This is a genomic window from Pseudomonas sp. 06C 126 (assembly GCF_001855215.1).
GTDB classification, from domain to species: domain Bacteria; phylum Pseudomonadota; class Gammaproteobacteria; order Pseudomonadales; family Pseudomonadaceae; genus Aquipseudomonas; species Aquipseudomonas proteolytica.
This window is the reverse complement of record NZ_MIFU01000090.1, coordinates 55,794-71,164: the sequence shown is the minus strand read 5'-3', so window position 1 is coordinate 71,164 and position 15,371 is coordinate 55,794. Positions and strand designations below refer to the sequence as shown.

The 15,371-nt window shown below is 61.6% G+C and carries 13 protein-coding genes and 2 pseudogenes; 6 read left to right on the top strand and 9 right to left on the bottom strand.

Going from position 1 to position 15,371, the window contains the following annotated elements:
- Window positions 1-191 precede the first annotated feature (191 nt).
- Window positions 192-701, bottom strand: coding sequence for a DUF1993 family protein (locus tag BHC62_RS16720; RefSeq protein WP_070995567.1), 510 nt, complete (start codon window positions 699-701; stop codon window positions 192-194).
- Between the two features lie 115 nt (window positions 702-816).
- Between BHC62_RS16720 and BHC62_RS16715 the strand changes: the two genes are divergently transcribed.
- A complete protein-coding gene (locus tag BHC62_RS16715; protein WP_029296621.1) occupies window positions 817-1,467 on the top strand; it encodes a YceH family protein in 651 nt (216 codons plus the stop codon).
- A gap of 81 nt (window positions 1,468-1,548) precedes the next feature.
- Here the strand turns inward: BHC62_RS16715 and BHC62_RS16710 are convergent, their stop codons facing one another.
- Window positions 1,549-2,370 (bottom strand): shikimate 5-dehydrogenase, encoded by an 822-nt coding sequence (locus BHC62_RS16710; protein ID WP_070995566.1) that lies wholly within the window; start codon window positions 2,368-2,370, stop codon window positions 1,549-1,551.
- Window positions 2,371-2,526: 156 nt separating this feature from the next.
- On the opposite strand from BHC62_RS16710, the gene BHC62_RS16705 reads away from it, so the two are divergent.
- From BHC62_RS16705 to BHC62_RS16695, 3 genes are all read left to right on the top strand, one after another.
- Window positions 2,527-2,874: a hypothetical protein gene (locus BHC62_RS16705; protein WP_029296625.1), complete on the top strand. Its 348-nt coding sequence runs from the start codon at window positions 2,527-2,529 to the stop codon at window positions 2,872-2,874.
- A gap of 230 nt (window positions 2,875-3,104) precedes the next feature.
- Complete coding sequence (locus BHC62_RS16700) at window positions 3,105-3,299, top strand: hypothetical protein (protein WP_029296627.1); 195 nt, start codon at window positions 3,105-3,107, stop codon at window positions 3,297-3,299.
- 108 nt (window positions 3,300-3,407) lie between these two features.
- On the top strand, window positions 3,408-3,587 hold the full coding sequence (locus BHC62_RS16695) for a hypothetical protein (protein ID WP_070995565.1): 180 nt from the start codon (window positions 3,408-3,410) through the stop codon (window positions 3,585-3,587).
- Here the strand turns inward: BHC62_RS16695 and BHC62_RS16690 are convergent.
- Window positions 3,584-4,651: an AI-2E family transporter gene (locus BHC62_RS16690; protein WP_029296631.1), complete on the bottom strand. Its 1,068-nt coding sequence runs from the start codon at window positions 4,649-4,651 to the stop codon at window positions 3,584-3,586. The genes BHC62_RS16695 and BHC62_RS16690 overlap by 4 nt on opposite strands.
- 162 nt (window positions 4,652-4,813) lie before the next feature.
- On the opposite strand from BHC62_RS16690, the gene yegQ reads away from it, so the two are divergent.
- On the top strand, window positions 4,814-6,133 hold the full coding sequence (gene yegQ / locus BHC62_RS16685) for a tRNA 5-hydroxyuridine modification protein YegQ (protein WP_029296634.1): 1,320 nt from the start codon (window positions 4,814-4,816) through the stop codon (window positions 6,131-6,133).
- A gap of 112 nt (window positions 6,134-6,245) precedes the next feature.
- Here the strand turns inward: yegQ and BHC62_RS29355 are convergent, their stop codons facing one another.
- The 3 genes and pseudogenes from BHC62_RS29355 to BHC62_RS16675 all read right to left on the bottom strand — a co-directional run bounded on the left by BHC62_RS29355 (window position 6,246) and on the right by BHC62_RS16675 (window position 9,408).
- Entirely contained in the window at window positions 6,246-7,001 is a 756-nt protein-coding gene (locus BHC62_RS29355; protein WP_371128921.1) for a methyl-accepting chemotaxis protein, read from the bottom strand.
- A 102-nt stretch (window positions 7,002-7,103) separates the two neighbouring features.
- A pseudogene (locus tag BHC62_RS29350) lies at window positions 7,104-7,925 on the bottom strand (cache domain-containing protein); the annotation flags it as partial.
- Window positions 7,926-8,088: 163 nt separating this feature from the next.
- The gene (locus tag BHC62_RS16675) at window positions 8,089-9,408 is read right to left on the bottom strand and encodes a Na+/H+ antiporter family protein (protein ID WP_169391222.1); all 1,320 of its coding nucleotides are present in this window, start codon (window positions 9,406-9,408) and stop codon (window positions 8,089-8,091) included.
- Window positions 9,409-9,646: 238 nt separating this feature from the next.
- Here BHC62_RS16675 and BHC62_RS16670 point away from each other — a divergent pair, with 238 nt between their 5' ends.
- Complete coding sequence (locus tag BHC62_RS16670) at window positions 9,647-11,794, top strand: methyl-accepting chemotaxis protein (RefSeq protein WP_070995562.1); 2,148 nt, start codon at window positions 9,647-9,649, stop codon at window positions 11,792-11,794.
- Between the two features lie 34 nt (window positions 11,795-11,828).
- Here the strand turns inward: BHC62_RS16670 and BHC62_RS16665 are convergent.
- From BHC62_RS16665 to BHC62_RS16655, 3 genes and pseudogenes are all read right to left on the bottom strand, one after another.
- A pseudogene (locus BHC62_RS16665) lies at window positions 11,829-12,215 on the bottom strand (DUF1850 domain-containing protein); the annotation flags it as partial.
- Complete coding sequence (locus BHC62_RS16660; RefSeq protein WP_070995560.1) at window positions 12,212-14,239, bottom strand: TRAP transporter permease; 2,028 nt, start codon at window positions 14,237-14,239, stop codon at window positions 12,212-12,214. The gene BHC62_RS16660 and the pseudogene BHC62_RS16665, both read right to left, overlap by 4 nt.
- A 126-nt stretch (window positions 14,240-14,365) precedes the next feature.
- The gene (locus BHC62_RS16655) at window positions 14,366-15,319 is read right to left on the bottom strand and encodes a TAXI family TRAP transporter solute-binding subunit (RefSeq protein WP_070995559.1); all 954 of its coding nucleotides are present in this window, start codon (window positions 15,317-15,319) and stop codon (window positions 14,366-14,368) included.
- Window positions 15,320-15,371 lie beyond the last annotated feature (52 nt).

Sequence of the window (15,371 nt, the reverse complement as noted above, 5' to 3'; positions counted from 1 at the left end):
TCAAAAGTGAGCCGCCGTAAGGGCGGAACCCATGGCCGCCGTTACCGCAGCAATGGATATGCCCCCTACATCAGCCCAAAACCCAGAGCCCAGAAGTATTAGAGAGTTGTGTAGATACTCATGGCCATCGCAGGCAAGCCAGCTCCCACACAAGTCAGCTCCCACATTTGTTTTGCGGTGTTACTCAGTAATTAGAACGCGCCCATATAGTCGCGCTTGCCCACTTCCACACCGTTGTGACGCAGCAAGGCGTAGGCGGTGGTGACGTGGAAGAAGAACTGCGGCAGGCCGTAGGTCAACAGGTAGGACTGGCCGCTGAAGCGCTTCTCTTTAGGGGTGCCCGGACGGGTGACGATCTCGATGCCTTCTTTGCCATCGATCTGCGCCGGGGTGATGGTGTCGATGAACCCCAGAACCTTGGCGATCAGCGCTTGCAGGTCAGCGAAGGTGACTTCGTTGTCTTCGTATTTCGGCACTTCAATCTCGGCCAGACGCGCGGAAACGCCCTTGGCAAAATCCACGGCGATCTGCACCTGGCGCACCAGCGGGAACATGTCCGGGAACAGGCGCGCTTGCAGCAAGGCGTTTGGGTCGATGTTCTTGGCGGTGGCGTGGGCCTCGGCCTTGTTCAGCACATCGCTCAAAGCGTTGAGCATTTGCTTGAAGACCGGAAGGGAAGCGGCGTACAGGGAAATAGTCATGACAGTCTCGACAGTGGTGGCAGGGTTTTAACAGCCGCGATTATAGACATGAGCGCTGCTTGTCTTTTATTTTTTCGGGATTAGGCTAGTGGGTTCACTGCATAGGGAAAGCGCGATGACCGCCGAGCACGACACCACCTCCTCCGAGCCGCGCCTCAACAGCACGGAAATCCGTGTTCTGGGCTGCCTGATCGAAAAGCAGGCCACCAACCCGGAAACCTACCCGCTGACCCTCAATGCCCTGGTCCTGGCCTGCAACCAGAAAACCAGCCGGGAACCTGTGATGAACCTCAGCCAGGGCCAGGTTGGCCAGAGCCTGCGGGCCCTGGAAGGCCAGGGGTTTACCAAACTGGTGATGGGCAGCCGTGCCGACCGCTGGGAACACCGGGTGGACAAGGCCCTGGAACTGGTGCCGGCGCAGGTGATTCTTACTGGCCTGTTGTTCCTGCGTGGCCCGCAGACGGTCAATGAATTGCTGACCCGCAGCGGGCGCATGCATGACTTTGAAGATGCCGAGCAGGTGGTACACCAACTCGAACGCCTGATCGCCCGCGACCTTGCCGTGCTGGTCCCCAAGCAGGCCGGCCAGCGTGAGGACCGCTACACCCACTCCCTGGGTGACCCGGCGGATATCGAGGCGATCCTGGCCGCCCGTGGCAGCCCGGTGGAGCGCAGCAGCGCTGGCAGCGGGGTTTCTCTGGAGCGCATCGAGGAGCTGGAGGCGCGGATTGCGGCGCTGGAAGAGCGCCTCTCACGCCTCGAATAACCGCCCCTTTGTAGGAGCCGGCTTGCCGGCGATAAGGCCCTTGCCGCCATCGCCGGCTTGCCGGCTCCTACAAGGCCTGCCTTAGCCCTGTCGGGCAAACGCTACGGCTTTCTGGAACTGCTCATCCGTCGGGCGTATGCCGGTGTACAGCACGAACTGCTCCAGTGCCTGGATCGCGATCACTTCCAGGCCGGTAATCACCCGCTTGCCCTGGGCCCGGCCACGCACGATCACCGGCGTTTCGGCGGGGATCGCCACCACATCGAATACAGTCTCTGCCGCATCAATGGCGTCGGCCTCGAATGCCAGGTCCTCGGCCTGGGCGCCGCCGGTCATGCCGATGGGCGTTACGTTGACCAGCATCTGCGGCCGCGCGTTACCCAATGTCGCCTGCCACTCATACCCCAGATTGCGCGCCAGGGCCCGGCCAGCCACTTCGTTACGGGCAACGATCAGGCCATTGGCGTAGCCACCGTCACGCAAGGCACTGGCCACGGCCTTGGCCATGCCGCCACTGCCGTGCAGTGCAAAGGTCGAGTCCTTGGGCACCGCGTGCTTTTGCAGCAGTTGCTCGATGGCGATGTAATCAGTGTTGTAGGCCTTGAGGTGGCCGGCCGTATTGACGATGGTGTTGATTGAGGCGATGGCGCGGGCCGAGTCGTCGAGTTCATCCACCAGTTCGATACAGGCTTCCTTGAACGGCATCGACACCCCACAGCCACGAATGCCCAAGGCGCGGATCCCGGCTACAGCGCCGTTCAAGTCCTGGCTGCTGAAAGCCTTGTAGTAAAAATTCAGCCCCAACTGCTCATACAAATGGTTATGAAAGCGCAGGCCGAAATTACCCGGGCGGGCCGACAACGACATGCACAACTGGGTGTCCTTGTTGGGGTTCATCAGCATCGGTAACTCCTCTTCAAGTAAGCAAATCGGTACAGACCTTACACAACCTTTACCTAGCGGCAGTGCTGTTTTGCTGAAATACGTTGTCTTAAAAGTATCCCCGCGACAATCCTTGAGTCTCAGACCACAAGCGCAGGGGCCAACCGAGGAAAGACCATGATGCGTAAAATCCCCAGGATCGCCTTGCTGATCGGTGCACTTGCTGTAGCCGGCCAAGCCTCCGCCCATGGTGGTGGTTGGGGTGGCCCGGCCGTTTTGGGTGCAGTTGTCGGCGCAGCCGTGGTGGGCTCAGTGATCGCCAGCCATGATCGGCCGGTGTATGTGCAGCAACAACCTGTGTACTACCAGCCGCAGCCGGTGTATGCCGCCCCGCCACCGGTCTATTACCAGCCACCACCGGTGTACGTGCAGCAGCCGGTTTATTACCGCCCGGCGCCGGTGTATTACGGGCCCCCACGCGGCTACTACGGCCCGCCCCGAGGCTATTACGGGCGCGGCTGGTAAGCCCGGTATACAAAGCCCCGCATTCCAGGCGGGGCTTTTTTGTGGGTGCAGGGTCTGAATAAATCTCGCCGGGGTCGTTATGGAGACATCGCCGACCGTTAAATCCGACATTATTAAGGCCAAAGTGTACTTGCCCAACCGGGGGGCGCGCTGTCATGTTTGTGTCACGCGGCACTCTCACTATCGAAACGGTCCCCCATAACAGGTCATAACAACAAGGACGCCCCAGCATGCCCACACAAAACCCGCACCGCACCGCCGGCCTCTGCACTTCCAGCAAGGTCTACAGCGCCTTGACTGAACTCAAGCACCTTGAAGGCCACCGTAGCGCCAAGTTTCTCTCGTTGCTGGCAGAAAACCTGGTCCACAAGGGCCTGCTCAATGAACAAGAAGTGCTGCACATGCTGGACCAGGTGGTGGACTGAGCCCTGTCGGCGCAGCCTCGATGGCAGTGATGTTGACTATCGAGCAGGGTGATTTTCCCTCGCCGCTCGGCCGCCGTAAGGTGAACTCCATCAGCAATGGAGGTACATATGCCCACTATCCAGATCATGTCCGTCGTTGGCAGTGCCGTCCCCGGCCCCCTGCGCAAACTGGGTTTGCTCGCCTGTTGGTACCTGGTACGCGACGGTGAAGCCATCAGCGGGCCCCTGGCATCGTTGCCCGACGCCCACGCCCTGTCCCGCAAGATGGCCCACTGCTTCTCAGCCTAGGGCAATGGCAGCCGCACCCGGGGTTTGGTCTCGACAAACAGCGCCCAGCTGGAGATAAACAGCGCGGCGATCAACGGGCCGATGACAAAGCCATTGAGGCCGAACACCGACAGCCCGCCCAGGGTCGAGATCAGGATCAGGTAATCCGGCATCTTGGTGTCCTTGCCCACCAGGATCGGGCGCAGCACATTGTCCACCAGGCCAATCACAAATACCCCGAACAAGGCCAGCACCACTCCTTGCCAGATTGAACCGCTGAGCAGGAAGTACGCAGCCACCGGCCCCCACACAATCCCCGCCCCCACCGCAGGCAGCAACGACAGGAACGCCATCAATACCGCCCAGAGCAACGCGCTGGGAATGTCCAGGAACCAGAAGATCAGGCCACCCAATGCGCCCTGAGTCACCGCCACCAGCACATTGCCTTTGACGGTCGCGCGCACCACGCGGTTGAATTTCAGTTGCAGGCGACGCTTCTGCGGCTCGGCCAGCGGCACCGCCGTGCGCACTTTGCGCACCAGTTCGGGACCGTCGCGCAGCAGGAAGAACAGCAAGTACAGCATGATGAAAAAGCTCACCAGGAAATCAAAGGTGCCCTGGCCGAAGCTAAACGCCTGGCTGGCGAAGAACTGGCTGCCCTGCATCGCGCCCTTGACGATTTTCTCGCGCAGGCCCTCCAGGTTGCCCATGCCGAAGCGGTCCAGCAGGTGCTGGAAGTACGGCGGCAGGAAGTTCTTGAATTGTTCGATGTAGCCCGCCACATCCAGCTTGCCGCTCTCGACGTTCTTGTACAGCGTCGCCCCCTCCTGCACCAGCAAGGCGCTGGTGATGATCACCGGTAAAATCGCGATCACCAGGCACACCATCAAGGTACACAGCGACGTCAGGTTGCGGTTCCAGCCAAACTTGAGCTGCAGGCGCCGCTGCATGGGCGCAAAAATGATCCCGAGGATGATCGCCCAGAACACCGCGCCATAGAACGGCAACAGGATCCAGAAGAAGCCGACAGTCACTACGACCAGCAGCAACAGCAGGGTTTTGAATTGCAGATTCGTTTGGTTCATGTCCGATCCGTACCAGAAAAACGCCGGGCGCCCAGCGCGCCCTGTTGCTTAGTCCACCGCGCATCCGGCGAGTGCCATCTTTATTTCTACAGCGTAGACCCAGATCAATAAGCGCCCGGCCCGGCTCGGCTACCCTGCCGCCCTTTTGCGACCTGAATCCCCATGCCCCCTGTCCTCGCTCCCGAATTGCTCGCCCCCGCTGGCACCCTGAAAAACATGCGCTACGCCTTTGCCTACGGCGCCGATGCGGTCTACGCCGGCCAGCCGCGCTACAGCTTACGGGTGCGCAACAACGAGTTCGACCACGCCAACCTGGCCCTGGGTATCGCCGAGGCCCAGGCCCAGGGCAAGCGCTTTTATGTCGTGGTCAACATCGCGCCGCACAACGCCAAGCTGAAGACCTTTCTCAAGGACCTGGAACCGGTGATCGCCATGGGCCCGGACGCGCTGATCATGTCTGACCCCGGCTTGATCATGCTGGTGCGCCGGCACTTCCCGCAGATGCCGATCCACCTGTCAGTACAGGCCAATACGGTGAACTGGGCCAGCGTCGAGTTCTGGCAACAGCAAGGCATCTGCCGGATCATCCTGTCGCGGGAACTGTCCCTGGAAGAAATCGCCGAAATCCGCCAGCAAGTGCCGGCCATGGAGTTGGAAGTGTTTGTGCATGGCGCACTGTGCATGGCCTATTCCGGGCGCTGCCTGTTGTCGGGGTATATGAACAAGCGCGATGCCAACCAGGGCACCTGCACCAACGCCTGCCGCTGGAAGTACCAGGCCAGCCCCGCCGTCGAAAACAGCGTGGGCGATATCGTCCAGCAGTATCAGCCCGAACCGACCCTGGGCCTTGGCGCGCCCACCGACCAGGTGTTCCTGCTCCAGGAGGCCAACCGCCCCGATGAGCAGATGCCGGCCTTCGAGGACGAGCACGGCACCTACATCATGAACGCCAAGGACCTGCGGGCGGTACAGCACGTCGAGCGCCTGACGCAGATGGGCGTGCACTCGCTGAAGATCGAAGGCCGCACCAAATCCCACTTCTATGTGGCGCGCACCACCCAGGTGTACCGCCAGGCCATTGATGACGCGGTGGCCGGGCGCGCGTTCGACCGTGGTTTGATGACCAACCTCGAATCCCTGGCCCAGCGCGGCTACACCGAAGGCTTCCTGCGCCGCCATGTGCATGACGAGTACCAGAACTACCAGAACGGTAGCTCGGTTTCCGAGCGCCAGCAGTTTGTCGGCGAGTTGACCGGCGAGCGGCGCGGGGAGCTGGCCGAGGTCAAGGTGAAGAACCGCTTTGCGCTGGGCAACCACCTGGAGTTGATGACCCCGGCGGGGAATTTCCATTTTGACTTGGGGAGGATGCATAACGCCAAGGGCGAGGCGATCGAGGTGGCGCCCGGGGATGGGCATACGGTGTATGTGCCGGTGCCGTTGGAGATGGATATCGGGTTTGGGTTGTTGATGCGGGATGTGTAGGTATCTGTGAGGGCCTCATCGCGAGGCCCGCCCCCACACTTGGTCTGTGAACAGGGTCAAATGTGGGAGCGGGCCTCGCGATGAGGCCAGAACAAGCACTGCAATTGCCAGGTCAGATCCTGAACTGCCCCACCAACTGCCCCAATCGCTGCCCCAGATCCGCCAGGCTGCGTGAAGTCTGCGCGCCCTGCTGGGTTTCGTCCGCCACACTGTCCACCGCCACCGCAATCTGATGCACGCTGCGGTTGATCTCTTCCGCCACGGCGGTTTGCTCTTCCGCGGCGCTGGCGATCTGCGCGTTCATCGTGTTGATGGTGCCGATCAACTGCGCCATGGTATCGAGGGACGCCCCGGCCTCATTGGCCTGGGCCGAGGTGCCGTCGCCGGCATCGCTGGAGCGGCGCATGGATTCCACAGCCGCCTCGGTGCCCTTTTGTAGGCGGTCGATCATGCCCTGGATTTCCTGGGTGCTTTGTTGGGTGCGGCTGGCCAGTGCGCGCACTTCATCGGCCACCACCGCAAAGCCACGTCCGGCTTCACCGGCGCGGGCCGCTTCGATGGCGGCGTTGAGGGCCAGCAGGTTGGTCTGCTCGGCAATCGAGCGGATCACCCCGAGCACGCTGACAATCGACGATACGTCCTGTTGCAGGCTGTCCAGGGACACGCCGCTGCTGCGGATGTCATTCACCAGTGCATGAATCTGCGCGATGCTGCCATCCACCACGCGTTTGGCGGCCTGGCCTTCGGCGTCGGTCTGCTGCGCCGCCACCGCGGCGCCCTGGGCACTGCGGGCCACTTCATGGGCGGCAGACGACATTTCGTTGATCGCCGTAGCCACCTGGTCAGTCTCCTGGCGCTGGCGCTCCATCGCCTGTTCCGAACGGTGGGCCTGCTCGGATACCTGGCTGACCAGGCCGGTCAGTTGCGAAGTCATGTCGGTGATCTGGCGCACCAAGCCATGGATTTTGTCGACAAAGCGGTTGAACGAACCCGCCAGTTCACCCAACTCGTCCTGGCTGGTGATTGCCAGGCGGCGGGTCAAATCACCCTCGCCGGCGGCGATGTCGTCGAGGTTGGCCTTCATCAGGTGCAAGGGGCGCAGGATGGTATTGGCCAGCACCATGCCCACTGCCGCAATCAGCAACAGAAGGACCACGGCGATACCGACGATGCTCAACAACACCCCTTCCATACGTTCGTTGACCTTGGCTTCCACCTCACTGACCAGGGCGTCGATACCGTCGAGGTTGACCGACGTACCGATCACCATGTCCCACTTGGGCAAGTATTCGGTGTAACCAAGCTTGGGCACCAGTTCGGTTTGCCCCGGCTGGGTCGAGCTGTATTGCAGGTAGTGGGTGCCGTCCTTGCCGACCTTCACCAGGTCGCGGTTGACGTAGACACCGTTGGGGTCACGGTTGTCCTTGAAGCTTTTGCCCACACCGTCGGGGCTGTTGCCCTTGAACAGGCGGATGGTCTCGGAGTCGTAGCCAAAGAAATATCCGTCCTTGCCGTAGGTGGTGTTGGACAACAGCTTGACCACCTGCGCCCGCGCCTGCGTATCGCCAGGAGCGGCGGCGTCGTACAGCGGCTTGATGGTGCTCATCGCCACTTCCACGTAACTCTGCAGGGTGGCCTTGGCATTGTTGAGCAGCCGCTCGCGGGTTTCAGCCACCTCGCTGCGCGCCTGTTCCTTGAGGATCCATACCGTGGTCAGGCTGATGACCACGGCAAACAGCAACACCGGCAGTACGGCGAGGGACAGGACTTTGGCCTTCAGACTCAGACGCATGGATCTTCTCTCTTATAGGGCAACGTTAAGGGGTTAACGGCCCTGAGAGAAAAAACTGTAGGAGCGAGCTTGCTCGCGAAAGTCGTCGGCAATAACACGGGCATCCTGGATGGACGCGGTGCCCTTGAATCCTTCGCGAGCAAGCTCGCTCCTACAGGAGAGGTCAGAGGGTCATCGCGGCAAACCAGCCGAACACCAGCAGCGGCAGGTTGTAGTGCAGGAAGGTCGGGACCACGGTGTCCCAGATATGGTGGTGCTGGCCGTCGATGTTCAAACCCGAGGTCGGTCCCAGGGTGGAGTCCGACGCTGGCGAACCGGCATCGCCCAGGGCGCCAGCGGTGCCGACGATGCAGACAATGGCCAGGGGGCTGAAGCCCAGTTGCACACACAGCGGCACGAAAATCGCCGCCAGGATCGGTACCGTGGAAAACGACGAGCCAATCCCCATGGTCACCAGCAACCCCACCAGCAACATCAACAGCGCGCCCACGCCACGGCTATGGCCGATAAACGCCGCAGAGGCCTGCACTAGCGTCTGCACCTGGCCGGTGGCCTTGAGCACTTGGGCAAACCCGGAGGACGCGATCATGATGAAGCCGATCATCGCCATCATCTTCATGCCTTCGGTGAACAGGTCATCGGTGTCGCGCCAGCGCACGATGCCCGACACCGAGAAGATCAGGAAACCCGCCAGGGCACCAATGATCATTGAGTCCAGCCACAGTTGAATGATAAACGCCGAGGCAATGGCCAGCCCGGCTACCAGCAGGGTCAGCGGGTTGTATTGCACCGCCACTTGCTCGACCCGCTCGATTTTCTCCAGGTCGTAGACGCGCTTCTTGCGGTAGCTGATAAACACCGCCACCAACAGGCCGAACACCATGCCCAGCGCCGGGATGCCCATGGCGTGGGTCACATTGACCTGGCTGATATCCACCCCACTCTTGGCGACGTTGGCCAGCAGGATCTGGTTGAGGAAGATGTTGCCGAAGCCCACCGGCAGGAACATGTACGGGGTGATCAGGCCAAAGGTCATGACACAGGCGATCAGGCGCCGGTCAATCTGCAACTTGGTCAGCACATACAGAAGAGGCGGCACCAGCAGCGGGATAAAGGCGATATGGATCGGCAGGATGTTCTGCGAGGCAATCGCCACCGCGCCCAGCAGGCAGATCAGCAGCCATTTGACATGACTGCCGCCCGTCGCTTCCTGGCGATCCACCAGCAGCAGCGCCTTGTCCGCCAGGGCGTGGGCCAGGCCGGACTTGGCGATCGCCACCGCGAAAGCACCGAGCAATGCGTAGGACAGCGCCACCGTGGCGCCGCCGCCCAGGCCGCTGTTGAATGCGCTGAGTGTCGCGTCGATGCCAAGACCACCGGTCAAGCCGCCGACCAGGGCGCCGACGATGATCGCGATGACCACATGCACGCGGGACAGGCTCAGCACGAGCATGGTGCCGACCGCGGCGATTACTGCGTTAATCATGGTTACCTCAAGACAGAAACATAAAAACAACACGCGCCGGCACCCTGGCCAAATGGCGACCACGGCACACGCAGAAAAGGCGTTTTATTAGAGGGCGCGCACTTTGCAGCAGCCGACACGCCATGTCAAAGCGCGACGTCGTAATCAGAATTCAATTGATCGTATGAATAAAGAAAAAAACCGGGCGGCCGATACAACGGATCATCTCTGTCGTAACGAAGGTTAAAAGATCTCCATGTCGCTCAGGCAGCTGTCCATTCAATGGAAAATCACCCTCCTCGCCGGCCTTTGTCTGTTGGGGATCGTGACCCTGCTAGTGGGTCTTTCGCTGTATCGGATGGATCAGAGCTCACATAGGGTCCAGACCTCCAGCACGCAGATGCTCAATGTCGCGGCTCAATCGCGCATCGAAGCCCAGGGGGAAGTCCAGGCGCTGGGCATCCGCCAACAGTTTATGGACGCTTACCAGTACGGCCATGGTTTTTCGCGCCAGGTGCTGTTTTTGCGGGAACAGGCCGAGAAGCGCTTCCTTGATGCCTTTGACTTGCGTGAAGACCTGACGCGCCAAGTCAAGGCCGCGCTGCAGGCCAATCCGGACCTGCTGGGCCTTTCCCTGGTGTTCGAAGCCAATGCCCTGGATGGCAAGGATGAGTTGTTTACCGGCCAGGACGAGCTGGGCAGTAACGAGAAGGGCCGCTTCGCCCTGTACTGGTCGCAGCCGACACCCGGCAAGCTGACCTCGATGGCACTGCCGGAAAGCGACATGTCCGACACCAGCGTCGGCCCCAGCGGCGAAAAGGCCAACACCTGGTTCACCTGCCCGCGCACTACCCTCAAACCGTGCGTGATCGAACCGTACTTCTATGTGATCGACGGGCAAAACGTGTTGCTCACCAGCATCGTGTTCCCCCTCACGGTCAATGGCAAAGTCATCGCCTCGCTGTCGGTGGACATCAACCTCAACAGCCTGCAGGCGGTCAGCCAGAATGCCAGCCGCAAGCTGTATGACGGCCAGACCAAGGTCAGCATCATCAGCCCGGTAGGTTTGCTCGCCGGCTACAGCCCGGATGCAAGCAAGCTCAGCCAGCGCCTGGACAGCGTCGACACCACCAGCGGCGCACAACTGATCAGTGCCATGGCCAACAGTACCCAAACCTACAGCCTGCGCACCGGCCAGCAACTCAAGGTGCTGGCGCCGTTCCAGCCAATTCCCGATGGCAAGTCCTGGGGCGTGTTGCTGGACGTGCCGGAACAAGTCCTGATCGGCCCCGCCCAAGCCCTCAAGGCCGAACTGGATGCCGACAACACCAAAGGCACCTTGCTGGAACTGGGCCTGGGCTTGCTCGCCGCGATTGTCGGTTTGCTGTTGGTGTGGCTGATGGCCCGTAGCGTCACCCGGCCAATCCTCGGCGTGGCCCGCATGCTGGAGGATATCGCCAGCGGCGAAGGCGACCTGACCAGGCGCCTGGCCTACGACAAGCGCGACGAACTCGGTGAACTGGCCAGTTGGTTCAACCGTTTCCTTGACAAGCTGCAACCGATCATTGCCGAGGTCAAACGCTCGGTGCAGGACGCGCGCAGCACCGCCGACCAATCGGCGGCGATTGCCAGCCAGACCAGTGCCGGCATGGACCAGCAATACCGCCAGGTCGACCAGGTGGCCACCGCCTCCCACGAGATGAGCGCCACCGCCCAGGACGTCGCCCGCAGCGCTGCCCAGGCCGCACACGCCGCCCGCGATGCCGATCAGGCCACCCGCGAAGGCCTGACCGTGATCGACCGCACCACCACCAGCATCGGCCACCTCGCCGCCGATATGAGTACGGCGATGACCCAGGTCGAAGGCCTGGCGGCCAATAGCGAGCAGATCGGCTCTGTGCTGGAAGTGATCCGCGCGATTGCCGAACAGACCAACCTGCTGGCCCTCAACGCCGCCATCGAAGCTGCCCGTGCCGGTGAGGCCGGGCGTGGTTTTGCGGTGGTCGCCGATGAAGTGCGCAACCTCGCACGGCGCACCCAGGAGTCGGTGGAAGAAACCCGCCAGGTGATCGAGCAGTTGCAAAACGGCACCCAGGAAGTGGTGAGTTCCATGAGCAACAGCCATCGCCAGGCCCAAGGCAGTGTGGAACAGGTCGGCCAGGCAGTAACGGCATTGCGCCAGATCGGCGATGCGGTGACGGTGATCAGCGACATGAACCTGCAGATCGCCAGCGCCGCCGAGCAACAAAGCGCGGTGGCCGAGGAGATCAACAGCAACGTGGCGACGATTCGCGACGTGACCGAGTCGCTGTCGGGTCAGGCCAATGAGTCGGCCCGGGTCAGCCAGACACTCAATAGCCTGGCCAATCAGCAACAAGGCTTGATGGATCAGTTCCGGGTTTGATGGCAATTTGAAATGCACTGGGTTGGGCGCCGTACGTCGCCAGTTCACAACTCCAGAGTTCCAATGCTGGCTGGCTCGCCTGTGGCGGGCCAAGCCAGGTACTTATCCAGTGGCAGTGCTGGTTGAAACACAGTTGATAATCCCCGGCCTCAGGGGTTCGCCCCAAGCGCAGGGGTTGCAACGGGGGCAACTGACGCTGGTAATGCCAGCTGCCCTCGCGCAGTTGGGCGCCGTCCGGAATCTCCATACCGGCCCCCGAGCCCTTGACCCGTGCCTCCCCCAGCACCAACCCCTCCGGGGTCACGCGGTAATCCTCTTCCCAGCGCACTTTCTCGATCGTATGCGTCCAGGCCAGGGTGAAGGCCGGCGTGGGGACCTGCGCCCACACCGTACCCGCCAAGCCCAGGCACAAACCGATCACACCGCAGCCACCTGGGCGCGATGGGCACGCCAACAGTGCTGCGCAATCAACAGCGCCGCCAGGACGAAGCCGATTTCATCGCTTAACGGCGTTGCCAGAATCAGGCTGGCGCCGGCGGCAAAGCCCACCACCCGCTCCCACCCACTGAGCCTGGTCAGCAGGTAGCCAGTGAACACCGCGCCCCAGATACCGATGGCCAGCAGCGCCTTGGCCACCACATACAGGGTCGCCAGCAGGCTGTCGCCCTGCAGCATCAATGCCGGCTCGTACACCGCCATGAACGGCACGACAAACCCGGCCACGGCGATGCGGATCGCCCACAGGCTGATTTTCAGGCCGCTTGCCCGGGCAATCGGTGCCGCCGCGAAACAGGCCAGCGCTACCGGCGGCGTGAGGTCGGCCATGATGCCGAAATAGAACACGAACATATGCGACACAATCAGCGGCACGCCCAGGTCCAACAAGGCCGGCGCGGCAATCGAGCTGGTGATGATGTAGTTGGGAATGGTCGGTATGCCCATGCCCAGCACTAGGCAGGTAAGCATGGTGAGTACCAGCGAAAGGAACAGATTGTCCTGGCCGATAGCGAGGATGTAGCCGGCAAAGGTCGAGGCCACCCCGGTCAGCGACACCACCCCGATGATCACCCCCACCAGCGCGCAGGCGATGCCCACCGGCACGGCATGGCGTGCGCCTTCAACCAGGGCATGCAGGCAGATTGTCAGGGTGTCGCGGCCGCCCTTGATGAACCAGCACACCGCCACCAACAGCGCCACGACTCCAAACACCATGCCGATACCGAGCCGGAAGAAGCCCGCACACAGCACGCCCAGGACGATCCAGAAAACCAAACGCAGGGCCGTGGACGACACCCGCAGTATGATCGCCGAGCCCAGGATGACGATGGAGGTCAGTGCCAGGCCGACCATGCCGGAGAACAACGGGGTGCGTCCGGAGAACAGCAGGTAGATCAGCACGAATAACGGGATCAGCAGATACCAGCGCTGCTTCACCGCAGCCCAGGGGTTCGGGCATTCGCTCTTGGGCAAGCCGCACAGGTTGGAACGCTTGGCTTCCAGGTGAACCATCCAGAACACCGAGCCAAAGTACAACATGGCCGGAATCAACGCGGCCTTGGCCACTTCGAAGAACGGCACGTTGATCGTCTCGGCCATGATAAAAGCCACCGCGCCCATGATCGGCGGCATGATCTGGCTGCCCATCGACGAGGTCGCTTCCACGCCGCCGGCAAACGCCGACTTGTAGCCAAAGCGCTTCATCAACGGGATGGTGAATTGGCCGGTGGTCACCACATTCGCCACCCCCGAACCGGTGATGGTGCCCATCAGCGCCGACGACACCACCGACACCTTCGCCGGGCCACCGAGCTTATGGCCGAACAGGCCCATGGCGAAGTCGGTGAACAGTTTGATCATCCCGGCTTGTTCGAGGAACGCGCCGAACAGGATAAACAGGAAGATGTACGTGGCCGAGACATAGGTCGGCGTGCCGTACAGCCCCTCGGTGCCAAAGGCCAGTTGGTTGACGATCTGGTCGATGGCATAGCCGCGGTGCATCAGCTCGCCCGGCAGGTACTGGCCAAACAGGCCGTAAGCCAGGAACAGCGCACAGATCAGCGGCAAGGCAATCCCCATCACCCGCCGCGCTGCTTCGAACACCAGCACGATCAGCACCAGGCCGACGACCATGTCGCTGCCGCTCAGGTCGCCGGAGCGTTGAATCAGCGCGGCTTCGAAATACCACTGGTAGAACGCCGTGGCCATCCCGGCCAGCCCCAATAGCCAGGCCAGCGGTTGCCAGGGCTGGGCCTTGCCCCGCGCCGGAAAGCACAGAAATACCACCAGTAGCAAAAAACCCACGTGCACGGCCCGCAGAATCTGGCTGGAGACCGGATGGAAGGCTGCGGTGATGATTTGGAACACGGAAAACAACAGCGCGACATAAAACAGTGCTCGGGGCCAATCCCTGGGATTGGCGGCGAGGCTTTGGTCTTGCTCACTCATGCGGGTACTCCCACGTTACAACGTCGATAGACCAACAAAACCCGATGCGCGATGTACGAAGGTTTTATTCGCAACCCAGGCAAGTGCGCGCAGCGGTGGGTGCTGCACACAGCACCCACCTGCCGCCTACAGGACGCCTGCCTCCGTATAGAAGCGCTCGGCGCCCGGATGCAGCGGGATCGGCAGGCCCTTGGCCGCGCCTTCCAACTGGATATCCTTGGCGGCCGAGTGGGCATTGCCCAGGCGATCGAGGTTGTCGAACATGAGTTTGGTCATCTGGTAGGCCACGTCATCGGGCACACCGTCATGGCTGACCAGGAGGTTGGTGATGGCCACTGTGGGTACATCGCTGGCCTGACCGTCGTAGGTGCCTGCCGGGATCGTGCCGGCCTGGTAGGCCGCGTTGTCGATCTTGGCGATGACCTCTGGGGGAATGGCAACGAAGGTGACCGGCATCGTTGCGGCCAGGTCACGGATCGCCGCCATGCCCAGGCCCGAAGACTGCAAGGTGGCGTCCAACTGGCGGTTCTTGATCAATTCGACCGACTCGGCGTAAGGCAGGAACTCGACCTTGCCCAGGTCTTCATAGCTCAGGCCAGCCGCCTTGAAGATCGCGCGGGCGTTAAGCTCGGTGCCGGATTTCGGCGCGCCGACGGAGATGCGCTTGTTTTTCAGGTCGGCCAGGGTGGTGATGCCGGACTCCTGGCTGGCAACGATCTGGATGTAGTTCGGATAGGTGCCGGCAATCGCCCGCAGTTTTTGCAACGGGGCTTTGAAGCCGGCCTCTTCGACTCCATTCCACGCATCGGCTACCGAGTCACCCAGGGCAAAGGCCAGCTCGCCGCGACCGGCTTGTAGCAGGTTGAGGTTTTCTACCGACGCTTTGGTGGCCTGCACCGAGGTCTTCGACCCTTCGATGCCATTGCTGTAGAGCTGCGACAGGCCCACGCCGATCGGGTAATACACGCCGCTGGTACCCCCCGTCAGCACGTTGATAAATGTGGGGGCGGCGAGTGCTGCAGTACTTGTGGCAAAGGCTGCGGCAGCAGCAAACACACTGAAACGCTTGGTCATTCGCATGGGAGTCACCTTTTATCTTTCTTATTAGGTACCGAGCAAGCGAGTGCCCGGC